Consider the following 15524-nt stretch of genomic DNA (forward strand, 5'->3'; position numbering starts at 1 on the left):
GTACTCCTCGTTCTTGTCGAGCGATCAGGGGTGAGAGACGGTCAGGAAAGATCCACGAGTTCGATGGTCGACGCACCCACGGCCGATGCGATGCTCGAGCTGAGCTCGGACGGTACGTCCTTGTCGACGCGGAGCAGGATGGTCGCGCCGTCACCCTCGGAGTCCTGGCTCAGTGCTGCCGCCTGGATGTCGATTCCTGCGTCGCCGAGCAACGTGCCGATACGGCCCAGGCTGCCGGGCTGGTCGGTGTAGTTGACGATGAGGTTCTTGCCCTCGGCGCGAAGGTCGAAGTTGCGTCCGTTGATGTTGACGATCTTCTCGACCTGTGTGGTGCCGGTGAGCGTTCCTGCGACGTTGAGGACGGATCCGTCGCCGTAGACGGCGCGGACGTCGACGACGCTGCGGTGGTTCTCGCTCTCGGGGGCCTTGGTGACCTCCGCGGTGACGCCGCGCTCCTCGGCGAGCGAGGGAGCGTTGACGAAGGTGACCGAGTCCTCGATCACGGCGGAGAACAGTCCACGCAGCGCCGAGAGCTTCAGGATCTCGACGTCCTCGGCAGCGAGTTCTCCGCGCACGTCGACCGACAGCGACGCGGGAAGTTCGTCGGACAGGGCGCCGAGCAGCACGCCCTGCTTGCGGACGATCTCGAGCCACGGCGAGACCTCTTCGCCGACGGCGCCGCCCTTGACGTTGACGGCGTCGGGGACGAATTCCCCTGCGAGAGCGAGCAGCACGGATTTGGCGACGTCGGTGCCGGCACGGTCCTGAGCCTCGGTGGTCGAGGCTCCGAGGTGCGGGGTCACCACGACCTGCGGGAGTTCGAACAGCGGGCTGTCCGTGCACGGTTCGGAGGCGTAGACGTCGATGCCTGCGGCGAAGACGTGGCCGCTGGTGATGGCGTCGGCCAAGGCCTGCTCGTCGACGAGTCCGCCGCGTGCTGCATTGACGACGATGACCCCGGGCTTGGTCTTCGCGAGAGCCTCCTTGCCGATGATTCCCTTGGTCTCGGGGGTCTTCGGCAGGTGCACGGAGAACATGTCGACGCGGGTCAGCAGTTCGTCGAGGCTGACGAGCTCGATGCCGAGCTGCGCGGCACGAGCAGCGGAAACGTAGGGATCGTAGGCGATGATGTGGGTCTCGAACGCGGCGAGACGCTGCGCGAAGAGCTGACCGATACGGCCGAGTCCGACGACACCGACGGTCTTGCCGAAGATCTCGACGCCGTTGAACTTGCTGCGCTTCCACTCGTGCTGACGGAGGGTGGCGTCGGCCGCGGGAATCTGGCGGGCGGCGGACAGCAGCAGTGTGACGGCGTGCTCGGCGGCGGTGTGGATGTTGGACGTCGGTGCGTTGACGACGAGTACTCCGCGCTCGGTGGCTGCGGGTACGTCCACGTTGTCCAGGCCGACGCCTGCGCGAGCAACGATCTTCAGGTTGGTGCCGGCTGCGAGCACTTCCGCGTCGACCGTGGTCGCGGAGCGGACGAGAATCGCGTCGGCCTCGGGGACCGCGGCGAGCAGTGCCGGGCGGTCCGGGCCGTCGACCCAGCGAACCTCGACGCCGTCGCCGAGTGCCTCGACAGTGGACTGCGCAAGTTTGTCGGCGATCAGAACGACAGGACGGCCTGGCTGGCTCACGTGAAGAACTCCCTAGATAGGTCGAGGTGACGGTAGCGGTCGATCGGGTCTTGCGTGTGCGGTGCGGGACAAGTTTAGAGGCCGAGGGGAACCGAGTGGGGTTCACCCTCGTCGAACGAGTGAAGGGCACCCTCACGGATGCCCTTCACTCGGGTTACATCGGATTCGACGTCGGATCAGGCCGTCTCGGTGATCGGGCGGTCGACCCAGCTCATCAGGTCGCGCAGCTTCTTGCCGGTGACCTCGATGGGGTGCTCGGAGTTGGCCTTGCGCAGGCCTTCGAGCTCGGTGTTGCCGTTCTCGACGTTGGCGACGAGACGACGGGTGAACTCACCGGACTGAATATCGGCGAGGATGGCCTGCATCCGCTTCTTGGTGTCGGCGTCGATGACACGAGGCCCGGACAGGTAGCCACCGAACTCCGCGGTGTCCGACACCGAGTAGTTCATGCGTGCGATGCCGCCTTCGTAGATCAGGTCCACGATCAACTTCAGCTCGTGCAGCACCTCGAAGTACGCCATCTCCGGCGCATAGCCGGCCTCGACCATGACCTCGAAGCCCGTCTTGATCAGCTCTTCGGTACCGCCGCACAGCACAGCCTGCTCACCGAACAGGTCGGTTTCGGTCTCTTCCTTGAACGTGGTCTTGATGACGCCGGCGCGAGTGCCACCGATGCCCTTGGCCCACGACAGTGCCAGCGCCTGACCCTCACCCTTCGGGTCCTGATCGATCGCGATGAGCGCGGGAACACCCTTGCCGTCGACGAACTGACGACGCACGAGGTGGCCCGGCCCCTTGGGAGCGACCATGCCGACCGTGACGAACTCGGGAGCCGTGATCAGATCGAAGTGAATGTTCAGGCCGTGACCGAAGAACAGCGCGTCGCCGTCCTTCAGGTTCGGCTCGATCTCTTCCTTGAAGATCGACGCCTGCGCGGTGTCCGGTGCCAGCACCATGATCACGTCGGCCCACGCGGAGACCTCGGCGGGGGTGCCGACCTTCAGGCCCTGCTCCTCTGCCTTGGCGCGGGACTTCGATCCCTCTTTCAGGCCGATGCGGACGTCGACGCCCGAGTCGCGCAGGCTCAGCGAGTGCGCGTGGCCCTGGCTTCCGTATCCGATGACGGCGACCTTGCGGCCCTGGATGATCGACAGATCAGCATCGTCGTCGTAGAACATCTCGACTGCCACTGGTTAATACCTTTCCTCTTGTTTGAGCATGTTCATCACATGTGGTCGCTAACGCGACGCAGTGATCGATTTCGGTCCACGTCCGACGGCAACGACTCCCGACTGAACTATTTCTCGAATTCCATAGGGGTCCAACATCTTCAGCAGCGCATCCAGCTTGGAGCGCGTACCCGTGGCCTCGACCGTGACAGCCTCGGGTGACACGTCGATCACCTTGGCGCGGAAGAGGTTCACGGTCTCGATGACCTCGCTGCGTACGGTCGAGTCGGCGCGCACCTTGATGAGCACCAATTCGCGGGCAACCGACGAGTCGTCGTCCTGCTCGACGATCTTGATGACGTTGATCAACTTGTTCAGCTGCTTCGTCACCTGCTCGAGCGGGAACTCGTCGACGGTGACGACGATCGTCATTCGGGAGATCCCCGCGATCTCCGTGCCGCCGACCGCAAGTGAGGAGATGTTGAATCCGCGACGCGAGAAGAGTGCGGCGACGCGTGCCAGAACACCTGGCTTGTCCTCGACGAGGACGCTGAGGGTGTGGCTGGTACTCACTTGTCGGTGCCTTTCTCGTGCAGGGCGTTGCCGTGTGCCTGCTCGCGTGCCATTGCCTCGTGGATGACGGCGGGTTCGGCCACCGAGGCCTCGTCCTCGTCGAACAGAGGTCGGATTCCGCGGGCGGCCATGATCTCGTCGTTACCGGTGCCTGCGGCGACCATGGGCCAGACCTGCGCGTCGGCGCCGACGATGAAGTCGATGACGACGGGACGGTCGTTGATCGCGCGAGCCTGTGCGATGACCGCGTCGACGTCTTCCTCACGCTCGCAGCGAATTCCGACGCAGCCCAGGGCCTCGGCCAGCTTGACGAAATCGGGGATGCGCTGGGCGCCGTGGGTTCCCAGATTGGTGTTGGAGTACCGCTCCTCGTAGAACAACGTCTGCCACTGACGGACCATGCCGAGGTTGCCGTTGTTGATGAGTGCGACCTTGATCGGGATTCCCTCGACCGCGCAGGTGGCGAGTTCCTGGTTGGTCATCTGGAAGCAGCCGTCGCCGTCGATCGCCCACACCTCGGCGTCGGGAAGGCCCATCTTGGCGCCCATCGCCGCCGGAACGGCGTAGCCCATGGTGCCGAGTCCACCCGAGTTGAGCCACGTGCGCGGCTTCTCGTAGTTGATGAACTGCGCGGCCCACATCTGGTGCTGGCCGACGCCTGCGCAGTAGATCGCGTCGGGTCCGGCGAACTTGCCGACCGAGGAGATGACGAACTCCGGCGACATGCTTCCGTCGCTGGGGCGGTCGTAGCTCAGCGGGTACGTCTTGCGGATTCCGTCGAGGTACGCCCACCAGTCGCCGAGGTCGACGGTGGTGCCCGTGGCGCGATCGGCACGAAGCGCCTCGATCAACTCGACGATGACCTCTTTGCAGTCACCGACGATCGGCACATCCGCATAACGATTCTTGCCGATCTCGGCAGGATCGATGTCCGCGTGGATCACCTTCGCGTTCGGCGCGAACGACGAGAGCTGTCCGGTGACGCGGTCGTCGAACCGGGCGCCGAGCGTGATCAACAGATCGCTGCGCTGCAGGCCGGCCACAGCGGCGACGGTGCCGTGCATGCCCGGCATACCCAGATTGAGCTTGTGGGTGTCGGGGAACGCTCCGCGCGCCATCAACGTGGTGACGACGGGGATGCCGGTCAATTCCGCGAGTTCGAGCAGTTCTGCCGACGCGTTGGCCTTGATGACACCGCCACCGACGTACAGGACGGGTTGCTTGGAGTCGGCGATGTACCGAGCTGCCTCACGAACCTGCTTGCCGTGCGGCTTGGTGACCGGACGGTATCCGGGCAACCGCATCTCCGGTGGCCACGAGAACGTGGTCTGTGCCTGCAGGATGTCCTTGGGGATGTCGACGAGGACCGCACCCGGACGACCGGAGGACGCGATGTAGAACGCCTCGGCCATGATGCGTGGGATGTCGACGCCGTCGGTGATCAGGAAGTTGTGCTTGGTCACGGGCATCGTGATGCCGGAGATGTCGGCTTCCTGGAACCCGTCGGTGCCGATGAGACTTCTCGCGACCTGGCCGGTGATGGCGACAACGGGAACGGAATCCATCTGGGCGTCGGCGAGCGGTGTGACGAGGTTCGTCGCTCCTGGGCCGGAGGTCGCCATGCAGACGCCGACGCGGCCAGTGGCCTGCGCGTACCCGGTGGCTGCGTGCCCGGCGCCCTGTTCGTGACGAACGAGGACGTGGCGAACCTTCTTGGAGTCGAAGAGTGGGTCGTACACCGGAAGAACGGCTCCACCCGGAATGCCGAATACCGTGTCGACGTCGAGTTCCTCGAGTGCTCGGACGACGGACTGTGCGCCGGTCACCTTCTCGGGTGCGACGTGGCGACGCGATCCGTCGACGGCGCCGTTGATGTCCGGTGCCGACGAGCTGGCGTTTGCTCCCGACTTACGAGTCGAGGGCCCTGGGCGTGCGGTTGGTGCGCTCACTAGTGCTTCCTCAGGATGAAAGATGTAGCTGGGCGATCTCTGGGCAAGAAAAAACCCCCGTCAGCCGAGGCTGTACGAGGGTGGCGCGTCGATGCGAGTTGGTCGAGAACCGGCTCAGGCGTTGACGCGCCGGCCGATTACGAGTATCCAATTCCGCTTCACGCGCTCGACGGTAGGCGCGCGCATAGGGAAGAGTCAAACTCGTCACGACGCAATCCCATTATGTGAGATCGCGTAGGTGCAATGCGAAGATGAAGGGGTGTCGTCTTCGCAGCAGTCCGAACCACCGGATACATCATCCCATACGCCCGTTCCCGCGCCGCAGGTCATCCGTATCTCGCGCCTGTCGCTGGTAGGAGTCGGCATGCTGTTCATCGGCGTGGCCTTCCCCGCCGCCAGTTGGCCCGCAGCGTTCGGATGGCTCGTGCTGATCCCGATCATCGCTGCCGTGTGGGTGTTCCGCGTTCGTACCGTCGTCAGCTTCGACGGTCTCGCGATACGTAGATTGTTCGGCTCCGAGTTCGTCGCGTGGGAAAACGTGCGCGGCATTCACTTCCCGAACCGGCGATGGGCGCGCGTGGTCCTGACCGATAAGTCCGAGAAGTCGCTGCCGTTGGTTCGCTTCGACCGACTTCCGGTTCTCGCGGCGGCGAGCGGCGGGCGAATCACCGATCCCTATGCGGCCGCAGCCGAAGCCGACAGGACGGCAGAAAAGGAACAAACAGCGGACGCGGACCGAGAAGCCGAGCCAGGCGCCTCGACTTCCTGAGCCGGGAGTAACCTCGATCGGGCGAGAAACCGCTATTGATCGAGGAAGAGAAGCCATGCCGCCGCTACGGTCACGAGTTACCACTGTCGGACGCAACGCCGCGGGCGCACGCTCGCTCTGGCGCGCCACCGGAATGACGGATTCGGATTTCGGCAAACCGATCGTGGCAATTGCCAACTCCTACACGCAGTTCGTGCCCGGGCACGTGCACCTGAAGAACGTCGGTGAGATCGTCGCCGACGCCGTACGTGCCGCGGGCGGCGTACCGCGCGAGTTCCACACCATCGCCGTCGACGACGGTATCGCCATGGGGCACGGCGGCATGCTCTATTCGCTTCCGAGCCGCGAGATCATCGCCGACTCGGTCGAATACATGGCCAACGCACACACCGCCGATGCTCTCGTGTGCATCTCCAACTGCGACAAGATCACGCCGGGAATGCTCAATGCCGCGATGCGACTGAACATTCCGGCCGTGTTCGTCTCGGGTGGGCCGATGGAAGCAGGCAAAGCCGTCGTCGTCGGCGGCGTCGCGCAGGCACCGACGGACCTCATCACCGCGATCTCGGCCAGTGCGAACGACGCCGTGTCCGAGGAAGGCCTGGACGAGGTCGAGCGCAGTGCGTGCCCGACGTGCGGTTCGTGCTCGGGCATGTTCACCGCCAACTCGATGAACTGCCTCACCGAGGCCCTCGGACTGGCACTGCCCGGCAACGGATCCACGCTCGCCACGCACAAAGCCCGGTACGCGCTGTTCGAGCGCGCAGGCACCACCATCGTCGAGGCCGCGACCAAGTACTACCGCGACGGTGACGAGTCCGTTCTGCCGCGCAACATCGCAACCCCTGCGGCGTTCCGCAACGCCATGGCACTCGATGTCGCGATGGGCGGGTCCACCAACACGGTGCTGCACACCCTCGCCGCGGCGCAGGAGGGCGAGGTCGACTTCGATCTCGACACCATCGACGCCATCAGCCGCAAGGTTCCGTGCCTGTCCAAGGTGTCCCCCAACTCCGATTACCACATGGAAGACGTGCATCGGGCAGGCGGAATCCCCGCGCTGCTGGGCGAACTCCGCCGCGCGAACCTGCTCGAGACCGACGTCTCCACCGTGCACACGAAGAGCTTCGACGAGTGGCTGGACACGTGGGACATTCGCTCCGGCACGGCGTCGGACGAGGCGTTGGAGCTGTTCCACGCGGCGCCGGGCGGCGTTCGGACCACCGAGCCGTTCTCCACCGAGAACAGGTGGTCCTCGCTCGACACCGATGCCGTCGGCGGCTGCATCCGCGACAAGGAACACGCGTACACCGTCGAAGGTGGTCTGGTCGTCCTGCGCGGAAACATCGCACTCGACGGGGCGATCCTGAAGACCGCGGGCATCGACGAGGAACTGTTCTCGTTCCAGGGCCCGGCACTGGTCGTCGAGTCTCAGGAAGAAGCGGTGTCGGCGATCCTGCAGAAGAAGATCCAGCCCGGTGACGTCCTCGTCGTCCGATACGAGGGCCCCAAGGGCGGACCGGGCATGCAGGAAATGCTGCACCCGACGGCGTTCCTCAAGGGAGCCGGACTCGGCAAGCTCTGTGCTCTCGTCACCGACGGACGCTTCTCCGGTGGCACGTCCGGGCTGTCCATCGGCCACATCTCCCCCGAGGCGGCCGCGGGCGGAGTCATCGGACTGGTCGAGAACGGTGACCAGGTGCGTATCGACGTCGCCTCCCGCACCCTCGAGATCCTCGTCGACGACGCCACCCTGGAGACCCGTCGGGCCAAGATGGAGGCGTCGGAGCGGCCGTGGCAGCCGGTGGATCGTCAGCGCACGGTCACCACGGCACTGCGTGCCTACGCGGCACTGGCGACCTCCGCGGACAAGGGCGCGGTTCGGTACGTCCCCTGACCTCACGTGAGTGGAAATGTAAGTCCTGACCTACATTTCCACTCACAACGGGATCAGGTCGCGATCGGGTTGGCTCCGTTGAGGAAGATCCACAGGCAGACCCCGGCGGCGATACCCAGGATCAGCGCGACGAAGGATCCGAAACGTGGACGCGTCGCCCACCCTCGCCGTCCGTCGAAGGCGATCTTTCCCGGCCCGGTGAGGATGATCGCCGCAGCGGCGACTCCCAGTACCGTCTCGTACTCGACTCCTGTCGGCGCGAAGAACTGCAGCCCCGGCTCGGCGGCCTGCTTGAACAGCCACGCGTTGATGATGACGCTCAGCACCGCGGCGCCGGCGAACGGTGTCGCCAGACCGAGGATCAGCAAAGCGCCACCCGCGGTTTCACCGACGGCCCCGGCGATGGCCAGGATGTCCGCGCGGTCGTAACCGGTGTCTTCGAGCAGTGAGCGGAACCCGTCGAGACCGGGTCCGTTCCACACACCGGTCAGTTTCTGCAGGCCGTGCACGAGGAAGATTCCGCCGACTACGAGACGCAGGAGAAGCAAGCCGAGATCCGTCGTACCGCGCCGGGCCGGAATTTCGACCGTCTCGGTGCGCACGACCGGTTCCGGCGCGTTCTGATCCGCCGCGAACCGATCCGACGAGCCGGTGCCGTACCCCGCCGCGGCAGGGGTGGTCGGCAGGAATTCGGTGGGCTTGTCGGAGTAGGCGGTGCTGCTGTCGGGCGCGATCGGCTCGTCGAAACGTGAGGGACGAAACGACGAGGGGATCTGTTCGGTCGGGTACGCCCCGGATCCGCTCTTCCCGAAGTCCAATTCGTCCTCGGTCCGAGGCTGGAGTTTTTCGGTCGGCTGGTCGTATGGGCTCGACGCGGGCTCGTAGCCGGTGTCGGGCCGCTCTTCGTCGCGAGGCTTGTCGGTCACAGCTTCAACAGTAGAGCGAGTCGGTGCCGATTCAGCCGTATTGAGCCCGGGCGCGGCGCCTCGAGTAACGTTTCGTACATGAAGTTGGTGCGAGCGTCGTCCCGAACCGCAACTACCGTCGCCGTCCTGACGATGACCGTGGCCCTGGCGGCCGGATGTGCTCGGTTCGACGATTCCACGGCCAGCCCGTTCACCCCCGAACCGTCGTTCGGCGCCGCCGAGATCGATCCCGCGGATCCGGACGCCCCACCCACCTCGACGACACCGAGCGGTCCGCAACCGCAGCCGGGTCCCTGCATCGATCTGGACCCGAACGTCATCGCGACGTGCCTCGACCCGACGGGTGGGCTCGTGATGCTTCCCGGTGGCGCCTCCGCATTGGTCGCCGAACGCCTCACCGGACGGATCATGCAGGTCACCCAGGGCCAGTCCCCCGTCGAGATCGCGCGCCTCGACGTCGACGCCGACAGCGACGGGGGCCTGCTCGATCTCGCGTTGTCGCCGAGCTTCGCCGAGGACGGTCTGATGTACGCGTACATCACGACTGCATCGGACAACAGAGTCGTGCGCATCGCGGCAGGCGACACACCCAAGAACGTGTTGACCGGAATCCCCCGGGGTGCACAGGGGAACCGCGGCGCGTTGGATTTCCTCAACCCAGGTCAGCTGTTGGTGCTGACCGGTGACGCCGGAAACCCAGCATCCGCAGCCGATCCGGCGTCGCTCGCAGGCAAGCTTCTGAGGGTCGACTCGCTGGTCCCCGGCCAGAGCGGTCCACCCCCGCAGGTCGCCCTCAGTGGCATCGGAACCGCGGGAGACGTGTGCATCGATCCGTCGGGCGGAATCTGGGTCACCGACCGGACAGCAGTGGAGGATCGGCTCCAGCGCATCGATCCTCTCGGCGCGGTCGTGTCGCCGGTGTGGACGTGGCCGGATCGACCGGGCGTCGCCGGCTGCGGCGCAGGGGACGGGGCGGTTGCCATCTCCCTGACCGACGCCAAGGCCATGGCCGTCCTCGTCACCGACCCCGACACGGGAGCAGTCACCGCGGCACCGTCGCTGCTCGTCCAGGACCGCTACGGCCGTCTCAACGGCGCTGCGATCGCACCCGACGGCCAGATCTGGGCGGGCACCGTGAACAAGAACGGTGATGCACCGGGCCCCAACGACGACCGCGTCGTCAAGATTCCGGTCCCGGCGGGCGGCGGCGGATTCGACTAGAGCCGAACGGCCCCGGCGGCGAGCACCGCGGGGGTCGTTCGATCACGTCCTTGAATCAGCTGCACGCAGCGAGGACCAGTTCCTTGACCCTGGCCGCGTCGGCCTGACCGCGAGTGGCCTTCATGACGGCGCCGACGATCGCGCCCGCGGCTTGAACTTTGCCGGCGCGAATCTTGTCGGCCACACCGGGATTGGCAGCGAGCGCCTCGTCGACTGCAGCCTGCAACTTGGTGTCGTCCTTCTCGACGACGAGCCCGCGTGCCGCCATGACCGCAGCAGGCTCACCTTCACCGGCGAGGACGCCGTCGACGATCTGACGCGCGCCGTTGTTGTTGACCTTGCCGTCGGCGACGAGGCCGGCCACCTCGGCCACCTGTGCAGGCGTGATCGCCAGAGCGTCCAGTTCGACGCCCGCGACGTTCGCCTTCTGAGCCAGGTAGGAGACCCACCACGAGCGCGCAGCCTGCGGCGTCGCACCGGCGTCGACCGTCGACGCGACCAGATCCAGCGCGCCGGAGTTCACGAGGTCGCGCATCTCCTCGTCGGAGACACCCCAGTCCGCTTGGATGCGCGCCCGGCGCAGCCACGGGAGCTCGGGAAGCGTCGCGCGGAGTTCCTCGATCCAGGCCGCGTCGGGAGCGACGGGCGCGAGGTCGGGCTCCGGGAAGTACCGGTAATCCTCGGCAGTTTCCTTCTTCCGGCCCTTCGACGTGGTGCCGTCGGACTCCTGGAAGTGCCGTGTCTCCTGCACCACCTCGCCGCCGGACTGCAGAACGGCCGCCTGCCTGCGCATCTCGTAACGCACGGCGACCTCGACGCTCTTGAGCGAGTTGACGTTCTTCGTCTCGGTGCGGGTACCGAACTCCGACGCCGACTTCTCCATCAGCGACACGTTCGCGTCGCAGCGCAACGAACCCTGGTCCATGCGAACGTCGGACACGTCGAGCGCTTTCAGCAGATCCCGCAACGCCGTCACGTACGCGCGGGCGACCTCAGGGGCGCGTGCACCGGTGCCGGTGATGGGCTTGGTCACGATCTCCACCAGCGGAACACCGGCACGGTTGTAGTCGAGCAGCGAGTGGCTCGCGCCTTCGATCCGTCCGGTCGCGCCGCCGACGTGCGTCGACTTACCCGTGTCCTCCTCCATGTGCGCCCGTTCGATCTCGACGCGGAACGTACTTCCGTCGTCGAGCAGTACGTCGAGGTATCCCTCGGTGGCGATCGGTTCGTCGTACTGCGAGATCTGGTAGTTCTTCGGCTGGTCCGGGTAGAAGTAGTTCTTCCGCGCGAACCGGCCCCACGGGGTGATCGAGCAGTTCAGTGCGAGACCGATGCGGATGGCGGACTCGACGGCCGCGGAGTTCACCACCGGCAGTGCACCGGGAAGGGACAGGCAGACCGGGCACACCTGCGTGTTCGGCTCGGCCCCGAACGCCGTCGGGCAGCCGCAGAACATCTTGGTGGCTGTGCCCAGCTCGACGTGGACCTCCATGCCCAGAACTGGGTCGAAACGGGCAAGCACGTCGTCGTAATCGATCAGATCGACCAAGGCAGCAGTCATGCACACGAGTTTATGCGCTGGCAAGAACGCGCGAGTAACCAGTGGTGCTCGCTACGGTTGGCCGGTGACGGACACCTCGAAGCAGACGCTGTACATGACCGTGCTGATGACACCCGACATGGCGAACTTCTCCGGCAACGTTCACGGCGGGACGATTCTGAAATTCCTGGACCAGGTGGCGTACGCCTGCGCGAGTCGGTACGCGCAGGCGTACGTCGTCACCCTGTCGGTGGACCGCGTGGTGTTCCGCGAACCGATCCATGTCGGCGAACTCGTGACATTCTCCGCGTCGGTCAACTACACCGGACGTACATCCATGGAAGTCGGCATTCGCGTCGAGACCGAGAACATCCAGCGCGGCGAAACCCGTCACACGAACAGCTGCTACTTCACCATGGTCGCCGTCGACGACACGGGCACACCGCTCGAGCTTCCGCCGCTCGAACCGTCGACCGCTCTCGGACGGCAGCGCTTCGAGGCGGGCCGACGCCGCCGCGATCTTCGTCGCGACAACGAGCACCGCGAGTCGCAGATCCGACAGGAAGCCGGCCGTCTCTGAAGATCAGCCGAAGAACGCCGCCGCGTCGACGTAGCGGCTCTCCGGTACGCGCTTGAGTTGCTTGACCGCCTCGGCGAGCGACACCAAACCGATCTCGGCGCCGCGCAGGGACACCATCTGACCGAAGTCACCTGCATGCGCTGCGTCGGCTGCATTGACCCCGAATCGGGTGGCCAGCACCCGGTCGTACGGAGTCGGGGTTCCGCCGCGCTGAACATGCCCCAGCACCGTGGTTCGTACTTCCTTGTTGATGCGACGCTCGATCTCCTGGCCGAGCTGATGCGCCACCCCGGTGAACTTCACGTGACCGAACTCGTCGATGCCGCCGTCGCGCAACGCCATCGACCCTTCCCGCGGCTTCGCACCCTCGGCGACGACGCAGATGAAATGCGAGTCACCGCGCTGGAAGCGCTTGCGCACTAGATCGCAGACTTCCTCGACGTCGAACGGATGCTCGGGAATCAAGGTCATGTGCGAACCCGACGCCAGACCGGCATGCAACGCAATCCATCCCGCGTGCCTGCCCATCACTTCCACCAACATCACACGCTGATGTGACTCGGCGGTGCTGTGCAGCCGGTCGATCGCGTCGGTCGCGATGGTGAGTGCGGTGTCGAATCCGAACGTCACGTCCGTGCAGTCGATGTCGTTGTCGATCGTCTTCGGTACCCCGACGACGGGCACACCTTCCTCGGACAGCCAGTTGGCCGCCGTCAACGTTCCCTCGCCGCCGATGGGGATGAGGACGTCGATCCCGTTGTCCTCCAGCGTTTCCTTGATCCTGTCGAGACCGGCCCGGAGCACCTCCGGATTGGTGCGTGCCGTACCGAGGATCGTCCCGCCCTTGGTCAGCAGTCGATCGTTGCGATCGTCGTTGCGCAACTGAATCCGGCGGTTCTCCAGCAGACCACGCCACCCGTCCTGGAATCCGACGACGGTGGAGCCGTACCGCGCATCCGCCGTCCGAACCACCGCACGGATCACCGCATTGAGCCCGGGGCAATCACCGCCGCCCGTGAGAACTCCGATGCGCAATTTTTCGCCTCTCGTCGGTTCCATACTCACACCGTAATCCGGCTGGACTGTCTGGTCATTTCGCAGCGCCGCCACTCACCCGGGTGTGACGACTCCGCTCTCGTACGCCAGCACCACTGCCTGGGCGCGGTCTCGGAGGTCGAGTTTGCCGAGCACTTTGCCCACATGGGTCTTGACGGTCTGCTCGGCGACGAACAGAGTTGCGGCGATCTCGGTGTTCGACAGGCCCTTGGCGATCAGCTCGAGCACTTCGCGTTCGCGCGGGGTGAGTACCGACAGCTGTGCCGGCGGCTGCTTGGCCGTGCCGCGACGTGTGGTGACGTCGGCGATCAACCGGCGTGTCACCGACGGCGCCAGCAACGCCTCACCCGAGGCGACGACGCGCACTCCCCGAATCAGTTCGTCGGCGGGTGCGTCCTTGAGCATGAACCCACTGGCTCCGATGGTCAGCGCCTCGTAGACATAGTCGTCGATGTCGAACGTGGTGAGCATCAGGATGCGGACGGGAGGATCGAGCGACGCGCGGAGTATCGCGCGTGCGGCGTCGAGTCCGTTCATCTGCGGCATACGGACGTCCATGAGAACGACGTCGGGGCGCAGTCGCTTCACCTCGGTGACTGCGGTGGCTCCGTTGTCCGCGTCCCCCACGACGCTGATGTCCGGTTGAGCGGCGAGCAAGGCACCGAAACCCTGCCGCACCATTGCCTGATCGTCTGCGATGAACACGGTGATGGCCACGGATGACACCCTATGTCCTGACGTAGTCGGTGGGCCGGATCAGACTGGGGCCCGATCAGAATGGGCCACGATCACAATGGGGCCGATCAGGCTGGGGCCGATCAGGCGGCGGGCCCGGTGACGGGAAGCGCGGATGCCCCGAGAGGAACCGTCTCCGCTTTTCCCGGAAGCCGAGCGATGACCTCGAATCCGCCGTCGGACCGAGGGCGGGCGTCGAGCCAACCGGACACTCCGACCGCGCGATCGCGCATCCCGGTGATGCCATGACCTCCCGTGCCGCTGCTTCCGTCGCTCGCGCCGGCGCCGTTCGAGTCGACGGCCCGATCGTTGATCACTTCGAGGTAGGTGACGTCCGGTGCGTAGTGGAGTCGTACTCGAACCTCGCTACCGGGAGCGTGCCGAGAGGCATTGGACAACGATTCCTGCACGATCCGATACAGCGCGAGTCCTGTGGTCGCCGACACCGCGTCGGCACCGCCGAGGATCTGCCAGCTGAGCCGAACCCCTGCGCGCTGGGTGTTCTCGAGCAGCGTCGTGATGTCTCCTGCCCCGGGCGCAGGCGCGTCGTCGGCCACCACTCCGTCACTGCGCAGAACCCCGAGCATTCCGCGGATCTCGTTCAGCGCCTCCCGTGCAGTTGCCCCGATCGATTCGAATTCCGCAGCCGCCGAGGGCGATACGTCGTCGACTCGGTACGGAGCGCTCTGCGCCTGCACCACCACCAACGACATATGGTGGGCAACCACGTCGTGAAGATCGCGTGCGATCTTGGCCTTCTCCTCGAGAATCGTTCTGCGCGCACGTTCGAGCTCGCTGACCTCCTCCTGCTTGGCCAGTTGCCGCCGCGACAGGACCAGCCAGCGAATCAGCAGGCCGAACACCACGATCGCGGTCAGTCCGACACCCCACCCTATTCCGTCGTTGCCCGGTGCGTATCCGAGAAACAGCAGGACGGTCGCAACCCAGGTGACCGCCACGACCGGTAGTGCGCACCGAAGACTGACGGAAAGTACGAGCGCGAGAAGCACGAGGAGGTGTGTCACCTGCCACGGAAAGTCGTACCCCGGCAAGCGATCGAACGCAACCGGGATCACTACGGCCGAGCCGGCCGAAACAGCCCATCCGAGAGCGGGATTCGCACGGACGAGCACGAAGGGAAACACGGCGAGAGCAGACACGATCGGCATGATCGGAACCGGCACGTCGTGAGTGACGTGCAACGTCGGCCACGCGATGGAGTACAGAATCGCGGTCACCGCGAGGATGGTGACGTCGACGCCGCGTCCTGGCGGAACCAGCCGTCGAAATCGTGTCGCCTTCTCGGTCCTACTGAATATGCCCACGAGAAGAACAGTAGGAACTCGCGAGCGAAAAGTCATCGTACCGAGGGGTGAGATCGACCTACCCCCGCGGTAGCACTTCGCGCAGCCGTCACGCACCACGACGGCACGTCGAAACGGCACTTCGGGACGATTACCGATTCGGTGTTC

General features: G+C 65.5%; 13 protein-coding genes. 4 read left to right on the forward strand and 9 right to left on the reverse strand.

Features of this window, described 5'->3' with window-relative positions:
• Nucleotides 1-41 precede the first annotated feature (41 nt).
• The 4 genes from serA to CH290_RS13840 all read right to left on the reverse strand — a co-directional run bounded on the left by serA (nucleotide 42) and on the right by CH290_RS13840 (nucleotide 5328).
• Nucleotides 42-1637: a phosphoglycerate dehydrogenase gene (gene serA / locus CH290_RS13825; protein WP_033189941.1), complete on the reverse strand. Its 1596-nt coding sequence runs from the start codon at nucleotides 1635-1637 to the stop codon at nucleotides 42-44.
• Nucleotides 1638-1813: 176 nt separating this feature from the next.
• The gene (gene ilvC, locus CH290_RS13830) at nucleotides 1814-2815 is read right to left on the reverse strand and encodes a ketol-acid reductoisomerase (protein WP_019664311.1); all 1002 of its coding nucleotides are present in this window, start codon (nucleotides 2813-2815) and stop codon (nucleotides 1814-1816) included.
• Nucleotides 2816-2875: 60 nt separating this feature from the next.
• Entirely contained in the window at nucleotides 2876-3379 is a 504-nt protein-coding gene (gene ilvN, locus CH290_RS13835) for an acetolactate synthase small subunit (protein ID WP_019664312.1), read from the reverse strand.
• Complete coding sequence (locus CH290_RS13840) at nucleotides 3376-5328, reverse strand: acetolactate synthase large subunit (RefSeq protein WP_019664313.1); 1953 nt, start codon at nucleotides 5326-5328, stop codon at nucleotides 3376-3378. Before CH290_RS13840 ends, ilvN begins: the two co-directional genes overlap by 4 nt.
• Before the next feature lie 259 nt (nucleotides 5329-5587).
• On the opposite strand from CH290_RS13840, the gene CH290_RS13845 reads away from it, so the two are divergent.
• Both CH290_RS13845 and ilvD read left to right on the forward strand, forming a co-directional pair.
• Entirely contained in the window at nucleotides 5588-6097 is a 510-nt protein-coding gene (locus CH290_RS13845; RefSeq protein WP_230621035.1) for a PH domain-containing protein, read from the forward strand.
• Between the two features lie 55 nt (nucleotides 6098-6152).
• Nucleotides 6153-7994 carry a dihydroxy-acid dehydratase gene (ilvD, locus tag CH290_RS13850; RefSeq protein WP_033189943.1) on the forward strand — a complete coding sequence of 614 codons (1842 nt, stop codon included), beginning with the start codon at nucleotides 6153-6155 and terminating at the stop codon, nucleotides 7992-7994.
• 53 nt (nucleotides 7995-8047) lie between these two features.
• Here the strand turns inward: ilvD and CH290_RS13855 are convergent, their stop codons facing one another.
• Nucleotides 8048-8920: a DoxX family protein gene (locus tag CH290_RS13855; RefSeq protein WP_019664316.1), complete on the reverse strand. Its 873-nt coding sequence runs from the start codon at nucleotides 8918-8920 to the stop codon at nucleotides 8048-8050.
• Between the two features lie 78 nt (nucleotides 8921-8998).
• Here CH290_RS13855 and CH290_RS13860 point away from each other — a divergent pair, with 78 nt between their 5' ends.
• Nucleotides 8999-10141, forward strand: a complete 1143-nt coding sequence (locus CH290_RS13860) for a PQQ-dependent sugar dehydrogenase (protein WP_033189944.1) — start codon at nucleotides 8999-9001, stop codon at nucleotides 10139-10141.
• A gap of 55 nt (nucleotides 10142-10196) precedes the next feature.
• Here CH290_RS13860 and gatB read toward each other — a convergent pair whose 3' ends face one another.
• Complete coding sequence (gene gatB, locus CH290_RS13865; RefSeq protein ID WP_020110342.1) at nucleotides 10197-11702, reverse strand: Asp-tRNA(Asn)/Glu-tRNA(Gln) amidotransferase subunit GatB; 1506 nt, start codon at nucleotides 11700-11702, stop codon at nucleotides 10197-10199.
• Between the two features lie 94 nt (nucleotides 11703-11796).
• On the opposite strand from gatB, the gene CH290_RS13870 reads away from it, so the two are divergent.
• Nucleotides 11797-12261, forward strand: a complete 465-nt coding sequence (locus tag CH290_RS13870; RefSeq protein ID WP_208601162.1) for an acyl-CoA thioesterase — start codon at nucleotides 11797-11799, stop codon at nucleotides 12259-12261.
• Nucleotides 12262-12264: 3 nt separating this feature from the next.
• Here CH290_RS13870 and CH290_RS13875 read toward each other — a convergent pair whose 3' ends face one another.
• The 3 genes from CH290_RS13875 to CH290_RS13885 form a co-directional block, all read right to left on the reverse strand.
• Complete coding sequence (locus CH290_RS13875) at nucleotides 12265-13296, reverse strand: ATP-dependent 6-phosphofructokinase (protein ID WP_026347655.1); 1032 nt, start codon at nucleotides 13294-13296, stop codon at nucleotides 12265-12267.
• Nucleotides 13297-13371: 75 nt separating this feature from the next.
• The gene (locus tag CH290_RS13880) at nucleotides 13372-14034 is read right to left on the reverse strand and encodes a response regulator (protein WP_019664321.1); all 663 of its coding nucleotides are present in this window, start codon (nucleotides 14032-14034) and stop codon (nucleotides 13372-13374) included.
• Between the two features lie 101 nt (nucleotides 14035-14135).
• A complete protein-coding gene (locus tag CH290_RS13885; RefSeq protein ID WP_019664322.1) occupies nucleotides 14136-15377 on the reverse strand; it encodes a sensor histidine kinase in 1242 nt (413 codons plus the stop codon).
• Nucleotides 15378-15524 lie beyond the last annotated feature (147 nt).

The organism is Rhodococcus sp. 06-156-4 (assembly GCF_002259345.1).
In the GTDB taxonomy this organism is placed as follows: Bacteria; Actinomycetota; Actinomycetes; order Mycobacteriales; family Mycobacteriaceae; genus Rhodococcoides; species Rhodococcoides fascians_E.